A 15,718-nucleotide genomic window follows, 5' to 3' on the forward strand; every position below is an offset into this window, starting at 1 on the left:
AAACTAGTGCCCAGCGTGCCCTCGTGCACCCGTCGTCTGGCCAGGTCGGGATCCGGCCCGATACCCGGTGGACGAGCGGTCGACCGGCGGCGGACGAACGGGTACCCGACCCGCGCGTCCGCCACGCGTCCGGATCCGGGGTGCGCGACGACCCGTCGTCGCAGCTCGCGGCGGCCTTGCGACGATGACGTGATGGCCCGCGCCGCGACCGATCCCCTTGCCCCGCTCGTCGAGCTCCCGGGCGTCGCCGATGCGGTGGCCCGCGCCCGCGACGCCGTCGTCGCCGTGCACAACCACCCCGTCAACAGGCGGGGTTGGCCGGCGACCGCGGCCGAGGCGGGCTTGCGTGCGGCCCGCGCCTCCGCCGCGCTGGACGGCGCGACGCTGGACCCGTCGCCCGCGGACGTCGTCACCGATCCGGTGCTCGCCGGGGCGGTCCGGGCCGCCGAGGAGCTTGGGCGGCTGCTGGGCGTCTGGCGGACCGCGCCGTTGCAGGCGCTCGCCCGGCTGCACGTGGTCGCCGCCGCGGACCTCGTGCCGCGCGCACCCGGCAGCCCGCTCGCCGATCCCGCAGACGGTGCTCGCGAGGGCCGGGCATCGAGTGCTCCAGCATCCGGCGGCAGGGCACCCGCCGGCAGGGCACCCGCCGGCAGGGCACCCGATGGTGGGACACCCGATGGCCCGACACCCGTCGCGGCTCCCGACCGGGCCGCCACGGGCGCCGCGACCTCCGCGTTGGGCCGCCCAAGCGGCTCCGCCGAGACCTCCGCCCGGCTCTCCCTGCTCGCCGACCTCGTCACGGGGGGCACGTCCGTACCCGCGCCCGTTCTCGTCGCGGTCGTCCATGGCGAGTTGCTCGCGCTCACCCCCTTCCCCACGGCCAACGGGGTGGTGGCGCGCGCTGCGGCCCGACTGGCGGCGATCGCCGCCGGGCTCGATCCGAAAGGCCTCGCCGTTCCTGAGGTCGGTCACCTGCGCCGCGCGGCCGACTACCGCCGCGCGGCGCAGGGCTTCGCCAGCGGTACGCGTGAGGGGCTGACGGAGTGGCTTCTGCACTGCTGTGCTCAATGGGAGGCCGGAGCCCGCGAAGGGATCTCGATCGCCGCGGCACGTGGCTGAACCATGGCGAACCAGGTCGCAGAAGACGGGCGGCGCTTCCGACACCGGAAGCACCGCCCGCCTTCGCGCGAAAATCCGGGATCCAGGCGTGCACTACGTGTCGTGGTTGTGGCCTCGGCGCCCGGCGTCCCGGTGCGCAGGCCCACGACGACATGCCTCCCGCGGCGTGCTGTGCGTGGAGTGCCCGGCTTTCGCGCACGGAGCCCTGATCGGGGAGGACGGGTGCTTCTCCTCCGCACCGCCCCTGGCCGTCCAGGAGTCCGTACCCCTTTTCTAGCCGGTGACCTGGAGCACAGCAAGGGCTTGCCCAGGGTGCACCGGTTCAGGCACGGGCCGTGTCGATCTCGGCGGTGCATCACCCAGATCGGCGACGCTGCGTGGTCGCACCAGGTAGCGGGCGTGATCAGGCGCCGGCTCGGCGACGCAGCCTCCTGCGTCCGAACCAGCTCGCACCGAGGATCGCCACCACTCCCAGACCTGCCGCCGCGGTGGTCGCAACGGGTGGGATGCGGGCCCGCAGCGGCACCGGGTGCGCGAACGTCAGGACCGACCAACCGCGCGCGAGCGCCTCGCGACGCAGCGCACGATCCGGGTTGACGACCGTCGGATGGCCGACAAGCTCGAGCAGCGGCAGGTCCGTGATCGAGTCGGAGTAGGCGCGGCAGTCGGCCAGCCGGTAGCCGCGTGCCGCGGCGATCTCGCGGGCCGCATCCGCCTTCTGCTCGCCGTAGCAGTAGTACTCGATCTCGCCGGTGTAGCGGCCTTCCCGGACCGCCATCCGCGTGCTGATGCAGTGGTCCGCGCCGATCAGCGCGGCGATCGGCTCGACCACCTCCGAGCCCGACGCCGACAGCACGACGATCTCGTCGCCTGCCGCACGGTGCTCCGCGATCAGCTCGGCCGCCTCCGCATAGACCAGCGGCTCGACGATCTCGTGGATCGTCTCGGCCACGATGCCGCGGACGCGGGCCACCTCCCACCCGGTGCACAGCGCGCTGATCCGCTGCCGCAGCACCTCCATCGTCGTCGCGTCGGCACCGGATGCGAGGAGCAGCAGCTGCGTGTACGCGCTGCGCAGCGCCGCCCGGCGACTGATCAGACCCCGGCGACGGAACGGGGTGCTGAAGGCCAGTGCGCTGGAGCCCGCGATGATCGTCTTGTCCAGATCGAAGAACGCGGCGCGACAAGGGCGGCCGCCATCGGCGGGCGGCGGCTGCGGGGGCACGGCGCAGCAGCTTGCCAGAAGGCACACCGCCGACCGGGTTCGGTACGGCCGACCGGGACCAGTCCAGATGCCCCGTCCAGAGGCAGGCAGGCGGGCCGGTCAGGGGATACAGTGGTAAAGGCCCGGATTCGTCCGGGGCAGGTTCAGCTCGACCCCCCGGAGCTGAACCGACGACGGCCCCCGCCAATCCCCCCTGGCGGGGGCCGTCCTCGCTCTCGTGGCCGCACTCGTCATGCATGCCGTCACGGTGCCGCGGGACACCGACAGTTCCGCCGATCCGGCCCCGCCGAGCCCCGAGTTGTCCACCTCGTCGTGAGTTGTCCACAGGTTCGGAACTCGTCGGTCACGGAGCCCTCGCGCCCTCCACTCTGGATCCCGGTCGGCCCGCGCCACGCGGGCCCGATGGGGGGAGACGGTGTGGACGGTGCGGGACGAGGGCTCGTCATCTGCTCGGACGCCGAACTGCTCGACGGCCTCCTGCGGCTGGCGGCGGCGGCCGGGTGTGAGGTCCAGCGCGCCGTCGACGCGGCGCAGGCGCGGCGGTTCTGGGGGCAGGCGCCGCTGGTGGTGCTCGACGTCGCGGCGGCTCGGCAGTGCGTGGCCGGGCGCCTGCCCCGTCGCGACGGCGTCCTGATCGCCGTGCGGGGCGAGCCCGATCCGGCCGTGTGGCGGCTCGCGGTCGCGGTCGGGGCCGATCACGTGGTGTCGCTGCCGCAGGCGGAGCCCTGGCTGGTCGACGTGTTCGCCGATGCGGCGGAGGGATCCCGGTCCGGTGGCGCGGTCCTCGCGGTCGTCGGCGGCCGCGGCGGCGCCGGGGCGTCGGTCCTCGCCGCTGCCGTGGCCGTCGCCGCGGTCCGCGAAGGCGAGCAGGTGTTGCTGGTGGACTGTGATCCGCTCGGGGGCGGGCTCGATCTCGTGCTCGGTGCGGAGGATCTCGGCGGGCTGCGCTGGCCCGGCCTCGCGATCGGAGGCGGACGCATCGGGGCGTCGGCGCTGCGTGCGGCCCTTCCCGCCCCCGCCGTCCCCGGCGCGGGCGGTCTGCGGATGCTCTCGTGCGGCCGGGTCCGGCACGAGCCGGCCGCGGCGTCGGTCGCGTCCGTCGTCGCGGCCGGACGCCGTGCCGGGGAGATCGTCGTGTGCGACCTGCCGCGGCATCCGACCGAAGCGGCCGCCACCGTGCTGGCCAGCGCCGATCTCACGGTCCTCGTCGTTCCGGCCGACGTCCGTTCCGCGGCGGCCGGAGCTCAGGTGGCCACGCTGCTGGCGGACCACACGTCGACGGTCCGACTCGTCGTCCGCGGGCCTGCGCCCGGCGGGATCGAGCCGGACGAGGTGGCCAAGGCGGTCGGCCTGCCGCTGCTCGCCGCGATGCGGGCGGACCCCGAGATCGCCCGCTCGCTCGAACGCGGCAGCGCCCCGGGGCGTCCGGGCAGCCCCCTCGCCGCTGCCGCGGACGAGGTGCTTGCGGCGCTGCGTGGGCCGTCCGCCGTCGCGCGGAGTGCCTCGTGAACGGGCTGGTCGACCGCGTGCGCACCCGCCTGGCGGCCGACGGGGGCGCCACGGACCCGGCCGCGGTCGCGGCCGCGGTCCGCGCGGAGTCCGGCGGGCTGGCCTCCGATCGGGACGTGCTCGCGGCCTTGCGGGTGCTCCGCCAGGAGTTCGTCGGTGCAGGGCCGCTGGACGAGCTGCTGCGCGATCCACGCACCACGGATGTGCTGGTCTGCGGCCCGCGTGCGGTGTGGGTGGATCGCGGCCGCGGTCTCGAACCTGCCGGGGTCCGGTTCGACGACGAGGCCGCGGTGCGGCGCCTCGCGCAGCGCCTCGCTCTCAACGCTGGTCGCAGGCTCGATGACGCAAGCCCGTACGTCGACGGGTGGCTCGCCGACGCGGGCGTCCGGCTGCACGCGGTACTCCCGCCCGTCGCTGCGGACGGCACGTGCCTGTCGCTGCGAGTCCTGCGACCCGCGGCGCACGACCTGGCCGCCCTGCACCGCCTCGGCACCGTGGACGCGGCCGGCGAGGCCCTCCTGCGCGCCGTGCTCGCCGCCCGGCTCGCCTTCCTCGTGTCCGGCGGTACCGGCTCGGGGAAGACCACGATCCTCAGTGCCATGCTCAGCGGGGCCGATCCGCGGGAGCGGATCATCTGCGTCGAGGACGCCCAGGAACTCGCCCCTCGCCATCCGCACGTCGTCCGGCTGGTGTCCCGGCCGGCGAACATCGAGGGTGCGGGCGGGGTCGTCCTGCGCGATCTCGTCCGGCAAGCCCTGCGAATGCGGCCGGACCGGCTCGTCGTCGGCGAGGTGCGCGGCGCGGAGGTGTGCGAGCTGCTCTCCGCGCTCAACACCGGCCACGACGGCGGCGCGGGGACGGTGCACGCGAACTCCGCGCGCGAGGTTCCCGCCCGGCTGGAGGCACTCGCCGCCACCGGTGGCCTGGACCGCGCCGCGTTGCACAGCCAGCTCGCGGCGGCGGTCCAGGTGGTGCTGCACATGCGGCGCAGGCCGGATGGAGTGCGCGTGCTGGACGTCGTCGGCGTCCCGGTGCGCGAGGCAGCGACGGTCGTGGTCCGTCGGGTGTGGAGCGAGGCATGCGGCTGGGGCGAGTCCCGGCCGCTGCTCGGTGAGCTGCTGGCCGAGCGAGGGGTGAACCCGCCGTGGTGAGCACAGCGGGGCTGTGCCTCGCGCTGGCGCTCACATGCCTGCCGGGGCCCACCGCACCCCAGCGCCTCCGCGGGCTCGGCGACCGGGCCCGGCGTGCACGCCATCGGCGGCACCTCCCCACCGCGGCCTGGGTGGTGGCGGCGGGGGGAGCCGGGTTCATCACCGCCGGTACCGGGGGGCTGATCGCCGCCGCGGTGCTCGTCGTGGTCGTCCGCAGGCGGCGGTACGCCCGCAACGTCGAGGCCGCTGCCACCGCCACCTCGGGCGAGGTCGCCGACGCGTTGCGCCGGATCACGGACGAGCTGCGAGCGGGCGCGCACCCGGCGGCCGCACTCGACGGCGCGCGCGGCGACGGCCCGTGGGCAGCCGCGGTGCTGGCGGACGCCGCGGCCGCCGCACGGCTGGGTGACGACGTCCCCCGCGCGCTGCGGCGGGTCGCGGCTCAGCGTCCGGAGGTGGCCGGAGACCTGCTGGGCATCGCCGGTTCGTGGTCGCTGGCCGAACGTCACGGTGTCCCGCTGGCCGACCTGCTCGACCGCGCCCGCAGCGACATCGCCTGGCGGGTCGGCCATGCGCGGAGAGTGCAGGCCCAGCTTGCCGGCCCGCGTGCGACGGCCGTGGTGCTCACCGTCCTGCCGGGGCTCGGGCTGCTGCTCGGGCAGCTGCTGGGGGCGGACCCGGTCGGCGTCCTGCGCGACGGAGCGCTCGGCCAGTCACTGCTGGTCGCCGGGGTCGGGCTCGCCGCGGCGGGCTTCACGTGGTGCGACCGGATCCTGCGCGCAGCGGTGCGGTCATGACCACGTCCGCTCCGTGGGAGCTGGCGGCCAGCCTGCCCGCCCTGCACCCCGCCGCGCCGCTGGCGCTCGCCGGTGCGCTGGTGCTGGCGGGCGGCCGGAGCACCGGGAGGCTGGGCTTGCGCACCGCGGACGACGCCGCGGCCTCGGGCGTCGCAGTCGTGCGTCCCGTGTGGATCGCCGTCGCGGTGTGCGCTGTCGCCGCCCTCGCGTGGGCGGCGGGCGGCGGGCCGCCCGGGGCGGTGGTCGGGGCGGTCGCCGCCGCTGCCGGCGGCTGGGCGCTGCGCCGCGCCGCGCGCGTCCAGCAGGACACCGACCCGGCGGCGCTGGCCGCCGCGTGGGAGCTGCTGGCGGTGTGCCTGCAGGCCGGGCTGCCGGTCGCCACCGCCGTGGCCGCATCCGCTGCCGGCCTGGACGGCGATACCGGCGAGCGCCTGCGCCGCGTCGCGGGCCTGCTGGCGCTGGGCGCCGACCCGGCGACTGCGTGGCGCGGGATCGAGCACCGCCCGGCCCTGGCGACGTTCGCCCGCGCCGCGGGCAGGTCGGCCGGCACCGGTGCCGCCCTCGCCCAGGTGGCCCGGGCCGAGGCCGAGCGCGTCCGCTCGGTGCTGCTCGACGCCGCGGAGGCCCGGGCGCAGCGGGCGGCGGTGCTGATCGCCGGTCCGCTCGGCCTGTGCTTCCTCCCGGCCTTCCTCGTCCTCGGCATCGCCCCGGTCGTCATCGGCCTGGCGAGCGAGGCACTCGCACGGTGGTGAGCGCCGTGCCCGACGAAAGGAGATCCGATGTCCACCCTGCTCCAGCGCCTCCGGCCACCGCGCGTCCTGGACGACGACACAGGTATGTCAACCGTCGAATATGCCGTGGGCACCGTGGCCGCCGCGGCCTTCGCGGCGGTGCTCTACGCCGTCGTCAGTGGCGACAGTGTCGTGTCGGGGCTGACCCAGATCGTGCAGCGCGCGCTGTCGGTGTCGTTCTGATGGGGCCGCGCGTCCCGCGTCCGGTGCGGCTGCCGTCCGCGGGACGCGCGGCAGACGATCCCGGTAGGGCACCCGACGACGCCGGGATGGTGACGGTCGAGGCGGCCATCGCCCTCGGCGGCCTCGTCCTCGTCACGGTGCTGGCGGTGGCCGCGGTCGCGCTGGCGGCGGCGTCGGTCCGCTGCACGGACGCGGCCCGCGAGCTCGTGCGCCTGGCCGTGCGGGGGGAGCCGGACCGCGGCCGGGAGATCGCGGCCCGGCTGGCCCCGGCGGGTGCCCAGATCGAGCTGCAGATCAGCGGGGACGAGGCCGTCGGACGCGTCGCCGCGGCACCGTCGACGCTGCTGCCCGTCCGGGTCGCGGCGTCCGCGGTGGGGGTGCTGGAACCCGGTGCGCTTGCCGTCGAGGCGGGCGCGGTGGCACCGGTCCACCCGGGCGACGGACCGGCGCCGAGCGCCGGGGGAGCGTCGCCCACCACGGGCGCCGGAGTCCCGCCAGGCGCAGCGGCGGGTACCGGGGTGCGAACCGCGGAGGACCGGTGATACCGCCCTTCGGCGTCGAGAATTACAGCGTCGAGCAGGACGGCATCGAGCAGCACCGGACCGGGCGGGACGGGGACGCCGGTGGCGCCACCATCTGGGCCGCGATCGCCGTCGCCGCGATCGTGTCGATCGTGCTCGTCGGCCTCGACCTCGCCACGACGATCGCGGCGCGTCACCGGGCCGCGGCCGCAGCGGACCTCGCCGCGCTCGCCGCCGCGACCCACGCCGTCCATGGCGAGGAGGGTGCTTGCGCACGAGCGCGCCGGATCGTCGATGGCATGCGGGGGCGGCTGGTCGCCTGCCGGCTGGTCGGTTGGGACGCGCTGGTCGAGGTGAGCGTCGATCCCCCGCTCCCTGTCGTGGTCACCGGTCCCGCCACGGGACGCGCCCGGGCCGGGCCCGCAGGAAGGCGGCCCCTCCCGCGTCCGACACCCCCGCGTCCGACACCCCCGCATCCGAGCTTGCGGCGCCGCCCGACGCTGCGTGGGGTCCGGCCCCGACTATCCCTGCGCGGCCAGCGCACCGAGCAGAACGTCCAGCACGAGCACCGCACCCTGCTTGTCCAAGGGCGCGTTGCCGTTGCCACACTTCGGCGACTGCACGCAGGACGGGCAGCCCGTCGCGCACTCGCAGTCCGCGATGGCGGACCGTGTCGCGTCGAGCCACTGCCCGAGCACCGCATGGCCCCGTTCGGCGAACCCGGCCCCGCCGGGGTGGCCGTCGTGCACGAAGACGGTGGGCCGTCCGGTGTGGGGGTGCTCGGCGGTGGACATCCCGCCGATGTCCCACCGGTCGCACACCGCGAACAGCGGGAGCAGCCCGATGGCGGCGTGCTCGGCGGCGTGCAGCGCCCCGGGCACGCGGGCGGTGGGCACGCCCGCCGCGGCGAGGGCCGCCTCGTCCACGTCGTACCAGACCGAACGGGTGCGCAGCGTCTGCTCGGGCAGGTCGAGCGGCACGGTCTCCAGCACGGTGCCGTCCGCGGTCCGCCGCTGGTAGGCCACCACCTGCGAGCACACGGTGACCTCGCCGAACGAGACCCGCACCGGGCCGGAGGTCTGCTCGCGGAGAACGCGCACCACCTCGACGTCCGCCGTCGAACGGGCCTCGGTGCGCCAGTCCGGGTCGGCGGCGACGACGAGCGCGACCCCGGTGTCGAGGTCGAGGGAATCGACGAGGTAGCTCTCTCCGCGGTGCAGGTGCACCGCGCCCTCGTGCACGGTCGCCGGCGCCGAGGCCGCGTCGACGGTCCCGAGCATGCGGCCCGTGGCCGCCTCGACGATCGCCACCTGGCCGAGGCCGGAGCCCCGGATGTCGACCGAACCCGCGGGCCGGTCCTGCGTGGACGGCCAGAACCAGCCGGTCGGCCTGAGGCGCAGCACCCCGTCGGCGACGAGGTCGTCGAGCACGGCCGCCGCGGGTGGTCCGCCGAAGACGCCGTCGACGTCGGCGCGGGTCAGCGGAAGCTCGGCGGCGGCACAGGCGAGGTGCGGGGCCAGCACGTACGGGTTCGCCGGGTCGAGCACGCACCCCTCCACCGGCGCCCCGATGAGCGCACCGGGATGGTGGACGAGGTAGGTGTCCATCGGGTCGTCGCGCGCGACGAGCACGACCAGCGCCTCCTCCCGGGCTCGCCCGGCCCGCCCGGCCTGCTGCCAGAACGAGGCACGCGTCCCCGGGAAGCCCGCGACGACCACCGCGTCGAGCCCCGCGACGTCCATACCGAGCTCCAGCGCGTTCGTGGTCGCCACGCCGACCAGCTCGCCGGACAGCAGCGCCGCCTCCAGCGCACGCCGGTCCTCGGGCAGGTAGCCGCCGCGGTAGGCCGCCACCCGGTCCACGAGCTCGGGGGCGGCGTCGGCCAGCAGGCGCTGCGCACCGATCGCCGTGAGCTCGGCGGCCCGCCGCGAACGCACGAACGCGAGCGTCCTGGCGTCCTCGACGACGAGGTCGGCGAGCATCCGGGCGGCCTCGGCACCCGCCGGGCGGCGCACGGGCGCGCCGTTCTCCCCGCCGGATCCGGGCAGCAGGGGCGGCTCCCAGAGGACGACGACCCGCCCCGGATCGGGCGAGCCGTCGTCGGTCACGGCACGGACGGGACGGCCGGTGAGTCGCCCCGCGAACGGCGCGGGATCCGCGATCGTCGCGGAGGCGAGCACGATCGTCGGCACCGAGCCGTAGCGGGCGCACACCCGCAGCAGCCGCCGCAGCAGCAGCGCGACGTGGGAGCCGAACACGCCGCGGTAGCCGTGGCACTCGTCGACGACGACGTAGCGCAGCCTGCGCAGGAAGCGGGCCCAGCGGGCGTGCCGGGGCAGCACCGAGCGGTGCAGCATGTCCGGGTTGCTGAACAGCCAACGCGCGTACTGGCGGGCCCAGTCGCGAGCGTCGGTCGGGGTGTCACCGTCCAGCGTCGACGGCCGCACCTCGGGCAGGCCCAGCGCCTCCACCGAACGGAGCTGGTCGGCGGCGAGCGCCTTGGTCGGGGCGAGGTAGAGCGCCGTCGCGCGGGGGTCCTCGGCGAAGCGGGCGAGCACCGGGAGCTGGTAGGCCAGGGACTTGCCCGATGCCGTTCCCGTGGCGACGACGACGTCGTGGCCGGCACGGGCCAGCTCCGCCGCCTCGATCTGGTGGCTCCACGGCGCGACGAGCCCCCGGGCCTCGAACGCCTCACGCACCGTGGCGGGCACCCATCCCGGCCAGGACACGATCCGGGCAGGCCGGGACGGCATGCGAACGGCGTGGCGCAGGCCGGAGTCCTCCCCCGCGCCGGCAAGGAGCCGGCGCAGGAGCAGCTCGCCCCGGCCGGTCGCCGCCACCTCGACCTCCTCCACGAGCGCCGAGGTTGGCACACGCACCGTCGTGTCGGCGAGGTCGCCGGGCTGCGATGCACGAGGTACCGGTCACGGGTGACCGTCCACGTTGGTCTTCTGCTCCGCGCGGCCCACGACCCGGCAGCGCACGAAACCGACCGGCCCCGACCGTCGAGACGTTCGTCACACAATCGTTATTCGCAGGTAGGAGGCCCGGGCAGAGCCGGTCCGCCGTCCCACGGGGCTCGTCACACCCCTAGACTGCACCGGCCCGTCAGCCGCGCCTACCAGCGGCGACGGGCAGAAGTCTCGGGACGCCAGGGCTGCCACCGGACTCCCTGGCGAAGATAATCATGTACATCGAACCAGGAGGACGGATGTCCGTGTCCACCCTCGCCCAGGGCCTCACGCTCGGGGCGAGCGACCAGGCCGTCGTCGGCGTGGTCGCGGTGGTCGCGCTCGCCGCCCTGGCCATCGGTTACGTCCTGCTACGTGAGGTGCTGGCCGCCGGCCAGGGCACCGAGAAGATGCAGGACATCGGCCGAGGGGTCCAGGAAGGTGCAGCGGCGTACCTCAACCGCCAGTTCCGCACGCTCGGCGTCTTCGTCGTCATCGTGTTCGTGCTGCTCTTCGCGCTCCCTGCGGAGGACCTCAGCGAGAAGATCGGCCGCTCGATCTTCTTCATCGTGGGTGCCGTGTTCTCGGCCACGATCGGCTATCTCGGCATGTGGCTCGCCACGCGGGCGAACATCCGCGTGGCCGCGGCCGCCCGCGAACCGGGCGGGCGCGAGAAGGCGACGCGGATCGCGTTCCGCACCGGCGGCGTCGTCGGCATGTTCACGGTCGGCCTCGGCCTGTTCGGCGCCGCACTCGTGGTGCTGGTCTACGCCGGGCAGGCCCCGAAGGTGTTGGAGGGCTTCGGCTTCGGCGCGGCCCTGCTGGCGATGTTCATGCGTGTCGGCGGCGGCATCTTCACGAAGGCCGCCGACGTGGGCGCCGACCTCGTCGGCAAGGTCGAGCAGGGCATCCCGGAGGACGACCCCCGCAACGCCGCCACGATCGCCGACAACGTCGGCGACAACGTCGGCGACTGCGCGGGCATGGCCGCGGACCTCTTCGAGTCCTACGCGGTCATGCTGGTCGCGGCGCTCATCCTCGGCACCGCGGCGTTCGGGCTGCACGGCCTGCTGTTCCCGCTGATCGTTCCCGCCATCGGTGTCTTCACCGCCGTCATCGGCGTCTACATCACGCGTGCCCGCGAGGGCGAGGGCGGCCTGAAGGCGATCAACCGCAGCTTCTACCTCTCGGCGCTGATCTCGGCGGTGCTGTGCGTCATCGCGGCGTACGCCTACCTGCCGGCGTCGTTCCGCGATCTCCTCAACCCGACCGACATCGGCGTCGTCGCCGCGATGGACGGGGCGGACCCCCGCCTGCTGGCCTCGACGGCGGTGATCATCGGGATCGTGCTCGCCGGCGTCATCCTGTGGCTCACCGGCTACTTCACGGGCACCGAGCACAAGCCGGTCAACGACGTGGGTCGCTCGTCGCTCACGGGTCCGGCCACGGTGATCCTCTCCGGCATCTCGATCGGTTTCGAGTCCGCGGTGTACACCGCGCTCGTCATCTGCGCCGCGGTGTTCGGGGCGTTCATGCTGGCCACCGGGTCGATCACGGTGGCGCTGTTCGCCGTCGCGCTGGCGGGGACGGGCCTGCTCACCACGGTCGGCGTCATCGTCGCCATGGACACGTTCGGTCCGGTGTCGGACAACGCCCAGGGGATCGCCGAGATGTCCGGCGACGTCGAGGGCGACGGGGTCGACATCCTCACCGAGCTGGACGCGGTGGGCAACACCACGAAGGCCATCACCAAGGGCATCGCGATCGCCACCGCCGTGCTCGCGGCGACGGCGCTGTTCGGCTCCTACCGCGACGCGATCAACCAGGCAGTGGCGGAGGCGGGCGCGACGGCCGCGGACCTCGGCACGGGGTTCGCCTTCGCCGTGTTCTCCCCGAACACCCTGGTCGGTGTGATCATCGGTGCGTCGGTCGTGTTCATGTTCTCGGGTCTGGCGATCAACGCCGTCACCCGGGCCGCCGGCGCGATCGTGTTCGAGGTGCGGCGCCAGTTCCGCGAGAAGCCCGGGATCATGGACTACACCGAGAAGCCGGAGTACGGCCGCGTCGTGGACATCTGCACCCGCGACTCGCTGCGTGAGCTGGCCACGCCCGGCCTGCTGGCGATCTTCGCTCCGATCGCCGTCGGCTTCGGTCTCGGCGTCGGCCCGCTCGCGGGCTACCTCGCCGGTGCGATCGCGGCGGGCACCCTGATGGCGATCTTCCTCGCCAACTCCGGTGGCGCCTGGGACAACGGCAAGAAGCTCATCGAGGACGGCAATCACGGCGGGAAGGGCTCGCCAGCGCACGAGGCCACGATCATCGGTGACACGGTCGGCGACCCGTTCAAGGACACCGCTGGTCCGGCCATCAACCCGCTGATCAAGGTGATGAACCTGGTCTCGGTGCTGATCGCCCCGGCGATCGTCGCGCTGTCGGTCGGCCCGGGCGCGTCGACGCCGGTGCGAGTCGCGATCGCGCTGGTCGCGGCCGCGATCATCGTCGCGGCGGTCGTCGTGGCCAAGCGCCGCACGACCACCATCGCGGACACGCCGGCGGAGAGTTCCGTCAGCTGACCCGCTCCTGCTGCGGCGGCCGCCTGTTCGGGGAACCGGGCGGGCGGCCGTCGCCGCATCCGGACGGCGTGCCGGTCCGGCCGCATCGAACGCGTGTTCTACCGTGCGGATCGTGTCGCAGCTGTCGCTGTTCTCGGCCGAGGCCGCGGGTGCATGCCTCGCGGACCTCGCCGGCCTGCTGTGCGGGCCCGGCCAGATCGTGCGGTTCGGGACCGGTGAGACGGCGCGGCTGAGCATCGTCCTGCCGGACGCGGGGCGGGCTCCCGCCGTCCGACACGCCGGCCAGGAGGCCGGCGTCGAACTCACCGTGACCCTCACCGAGGCCGGTACCACGGCGATGCGCACCGCATTCCGCCGCGACCTCGTCGGTCTCGCGGTCGAGTGGACGTGCGGGGCCATGAAGGCCGTACCGCCCGGAATGCATCTGGATGGGGCCGTGTTGCGCATGTGGGCACTGGCGGCGGGCCGTCCGGACGAGCGGGGCGGGTACCTGCTGGCGCTCGACACGCACGCCCCGCAGACCCACCTTCCGCTGGTAGCGGCGCTGACGAGGCTCGGGCTACCGCCGGCGCGGGTCGCACGGGGGACCGGGTTGCGGATCAGTGGGGTGCGCCGGATGCAGCGTCTGGTGGAGCTCGTCGGACCGCCGCCGACCGGGGTGGATCCCGGCCAGTGGCCCCGCTGCTGGGGCCGGACGGCACGGTGACGAACGGGGCACGACGTGGGCGAAGTCACGGCACGCGGGCCGGGCATCCGTTGACACGGTCGTTACGCTCCCGCTCGTCTCGCACAGCGTGTCCGCACCGTCATGGATGCGGCGCGACGCGAGGTTGTGCGACTGTGGAGAACGGCCCATCCGCACGAGGCCCGGCCAAGCACCGGGCGTAATGATCGACAGCACTCTGGAGTAGGACCACGTGGCAACCCGAACGACGACGAAGACCGACGGCACCGTCGGCGCGCGCAGAGCCGGCGGCAACCGTCGCGCCACGCCGCCCGCGGTGACGGGGACGGGCCGCCCGGTGCGGCGGCTGGTGATCGTCGAGTCGCCGACGAAGGCGAAGAAGATCGCGCCGTACCTGGGCTCGGACTACGTCGTCGAGTCGTCCGTCGGCCACATCCGCGACCTGCCCCGGGGAGCCGCCGATGTCCCGGCGAAGTACAAGGGCGAGGCGTGGGCCCGGCTCGGGGTGGACGTAGACAACGCGTTCACCCCGCTCTACGTGGTGACCCCCGAGAAGAAGGGCAAGGTCTCCGAGCTCAGGGACGCACTCAAGAGCGTCGACGAGCTGCTGCTCGCCACGGACCCGGACCGTGAGGGCGAGGCCATCGCCTGGCACCTGCTGGACACGCTGAAGCCGAAGATCCCGGTGCGGCGGATGGTGTTCCACGAGATCACCGAACCGGCGATCCGTGCGGCGGCGCAGAACCTGCGCGACCTGGACCAGGACCTGGTCGACGCCCAAGAGACCCGCCGGATCCTCGACCGCCTGTACGGCTACGAGGTCTCGCCGGTGCTGTGGAAGAAGGTCATGCCGAAGCTGTCGGCGGGCCGGGTGCAGTCGGTGGCGACGCGGATCATCGTGCAGCGCGAGCGCGAGCGGATGGCGTTCGTGGCGGCGTCGTACTGGGACATCGCCGCGGTGATGGACGCCGGCGCCGATGCGAGTCCGCGCACGTTCCCCTCGCGGCTGGTCGCCGTGGACGGGGTGAAGGTCGCGACGGGCCGCGACTACGGCCCGGACGGCAGGCTGAAGACCCGGGACGTCCGCGCCCTGGACGAGGCGAGCGCCCGCCGCCTGGCCGAGACGCTCGACGGGTGCGAGCTCGCCGTGAGCAGCGTCGAGTCCAAGCCGTACACGCGCCGCCCGTACGCGCCCTTCATGACCTCGACGCTGCAGCAGGAGGCGGGCCGCAAGCTGCGGTTCTCCTCCGAGCGCACGATGCGCAGCGCCCAGCGGCTGTACGAGAACGGCTACATCACCTACATGCGCACGGACTCGACCACGCTCTCGGACGTGGCGATCCAGGCTGCCCGCGCCCAGGCCCGCGAGCTGTACGGCGACGCGTACGTGGCGCCGCAGCCGCGCCAGTACACGCGGAAGGTGAAGAACGCGCAGGAGGCCCACGAGGCGATCCGGCCCGCCGGGGAGACGTTCCGCACCCCCGGCCAGATCGCCGGTGAGGTGGACGGCGACGACTTCCGGCTCTACGAGCTCATCTGGCAACGCACGGTGGCCTCGCAGATGGCCGACGCGCGCGGCACCACGATGAGCGTGCGCATCACCGGTACGGCCGGCACCGGCGAGGAGGTCACCTTCGCGTCGTCGGGGCGGACGATCACGTTCCCCGGCTTCCTCAAGGCCTACGTCGAGACGGTCGACGCCGAGGCGGGCGGGGAGGCGGACGACGCCGAGTCGCGGCTGCCGGAGCTCGCGCAGGGCCAGGCCGTCACCGCGGCCGAGCTGAACCCCGAGGGCCACACCACGAAGCCGCCCGCGCGCTTCACCGAACCGAGCCTGATCTCGGCGCTGGAAGAGCTGGGCATCGGGCGCCCGTCGACCTACACGTCGATCATCAAGACGATCCAGGACCGCGGCTACGTCTGGAAGAAGGGCAGCGCGCTGGTCCCGTCATGGGTGGCGTTCGCCGTGGTGGGCCTCCTGGAGGCGCACTTCGGCAGGCTGGTCGACTACGACTTCACCGCCGCGATGGAGGACGAGCTCGACGCCATCGCCGCAGGCGACCAGGCCCGCACGGCGTGGCTCTCGGGCTTCTACTTCGGCGGCGACCAGGGGCGCGACGGCTCCGTCGCCCGCGCGGGCGGGCTCAAGAAGCTCGTCGGCGTGAACCTGGAGGAGATCGACGCCCGCGAGATCAACTCCATCCGGCTGTTCG

Annotated in this window: 12 protein-coding genes and 1 pseudogene; 11 read left to right on the forward strand and 2 right to left on the reverse strand. The window is 74.4% G+C overall.

Annotation, left to right across the window (positions count from 1 at the left end):
• The first annotated feature begins 192 nt into the window (after nucleotides 1–192).
• Nucleotides 193–1,119, forward strand: coding sequence for an oxidoreductase (locus AB7J25_RS19075; protein WP_428510900.1), 927 nt, complete (start codon nucleotides 193–195; stop codon nucleotides 1,117–1,119).
• Between the two features lie 403 nt (nucleotides 1,120–1,522).
• On the opposite strand, the gene AB7J25_RS19080 is transcribed toward AB7J25_RS19075, so the two are convergent.
• A complete protein-coding gene (locus AB7J25_RS19080) occupies nucleotides 1,523–2,344 on the reverse strand; it encodes an HAD family hydrolase (RefSeq protein WP_428510902.1) in 822 nt (273 codons plus the stop codon).
• Between the two features lie 402 nt (nucleotides 2,345–2,746).
• On the opposite strand from AB7J25_RS19080, the gene ssd reads away from it, so the two are divergent.
• From ssd to AB7J25_RS19115, 7 genes and pseudogenes are all read left to right on the forward strand, one after another.
• Nucleotides 2,747–3,853: a septum site-determining protein Ssd gene (gene ssd / locus AB7J25_RS19085; protein WP_428510904.1), complete on the forward strand. Its 1,107-nt coding sequence runs from the start codon at nucleotides 2,747–2,749 to the stop codon at nucleotides 3,851–3,853.
• Nucleotides 3,850–5,004: a TadA family conjugal transfer-associated ATPase gene (locus AB7J25_RS19090; protein WP_428510906.1), complete on the forward strand. Its 1,155-nt coding sequence runs from the start codon at nucleotides 3,850–3,852 to the stop codon at nucleotides 5,002–5,004. Before ssd ends, AB7J25_RS19090 begins: the two co-directional genes overlap by 4 nt.
• Nucleotides 4,998–5,801, forward strand: coding sequence for a type II secretion system F family protein (locus AB7J25_RS19095; RefSeq protein WP_428510908.1), 804 nt, complete (start codon nucleotides 4,998–5,000; stop codon nucleotides 5,799–5,801). The genes AB7J25_RS19090 and AB7J25_RS19095 overlap by 7 nt, the downstream gene beginning before the upstream one ends.
• On the forward strand, nucleotides 5,798–6,553 hold the full coding sequence (locus AB7J25_RS19100; protein WP_428510910.1) for a type II secretion system F family protein: 756 nt from the start codon (nucleotides 5,798–5,800) through the stop codon (nucleotides 6,551–6,553). The genes AB7J25_RS19095 and AB7J25_RS19100 overlap by 4 nt, the downstream gene beginning before the upstream one ends.
• Before the next feature lie 27 nt (nucleotides 6,554–6,580).
• Entirely contained in the window at nucleotides 6,581–6,775 is a 195-nt protein-coding gene (locus AB7J25_RS19105; RefSeq protein WP_428510911.1) for a DUF4244 domain-containing protein, read from the forward strand.
• Nucleotides 6,776–6,861: 86 nt separating this feature from the next.
• Nucleotides 6,862–7,317: a TadE family type IV pilus minor pilin gene (locus tag AB7J25_RS19110; RefSeq protein WP_428510913.1), complete on the forward strand. Its 456-nt coding sequence runs from the start codon at nucleotides 6,862–6,864 to the stop codon at nucleotides 7,315–7,317.
• Nucleotides 7,314–7,706, forward strand: a pseudogene (locus AB7J25_RS19115) (Rv3654c family TadE-like protein); the annotation flags it as partial. The gene AB7J25_RS19110 and the pseudogene AB7J25_RS19115, both read left to right, overlap by 4 nt.
• A 111-nt stretch (nucleotides 7,707–7,817) precedes the next feature.
• Here AB7J25_RS19115 and AB7J25_RS19120 read toward each other — a convergent pair.
• On the reverse strand, nucleotides 7,818–10,151 hold the full coding sequence (locus tag AB7J25_RS19120) for a DEAD/DEAH box helicase (RefSeq protein WP_428510915.1): 2,334 nt from the start codon (nucleotides 10,149–10,151) through the stop codon (nucleotides 7,818–7,820).
• Nucleotides 10,152–10,507: 356 nt separating this feature from the next.
• Between AB7J25_RS19120 and AB7J25_RS19125 the strand changes: the two genes are divergently transcribed.
• From AB7J25_RS19125 to topA, 3 genes are all read left to right on the forward strand, one after another.
• Nucleotides 10,508–12,820, forward strand: coding sequence for a sodium-translocating pyrophosphatase (locus AB7J25_RS19125; RefSeq protein ID WP_428510917.1), 2,313 nt, complete (start codon nucleotides 10,508–10,510; stop codon nucleotides 12,818–12,820).
• Between the two features lie 112 nt (nucleotides 12,821–12,932).
• The gene (locus AB7J25_RS19130) at nucleotides 12,933–13,526 is read left to right on the forward strand and encodes a hypothetical protein (protein WP_428510919.1); all 594 of its coding nucleotides are present in this window, start codon (nucleotides 12,933–12,935) and stop codon (nucleotides 13,524–13,526) included.
• A gap of 295 nt (nucleotides 13,527–13,821) precedes the next feature.
• The coding region (gene topA / locus AB7J25_RS19135) for a type I DNA topoisomerase (protein ID WP_428510927.1) at nucleotides 13,822–15,718 on the forward strand (1,897 nt) is incomplete at its 3' end.

Origin of the sequence: Pseudonocardia sp., assembly GCF_050246655.1 — a bacterium.
Classification (GTDB): Bacteria; Actinomycetota; Actinomycetes; order Mycobacteriales; family Pseudonocardiaceae; genus Pseudonocardia.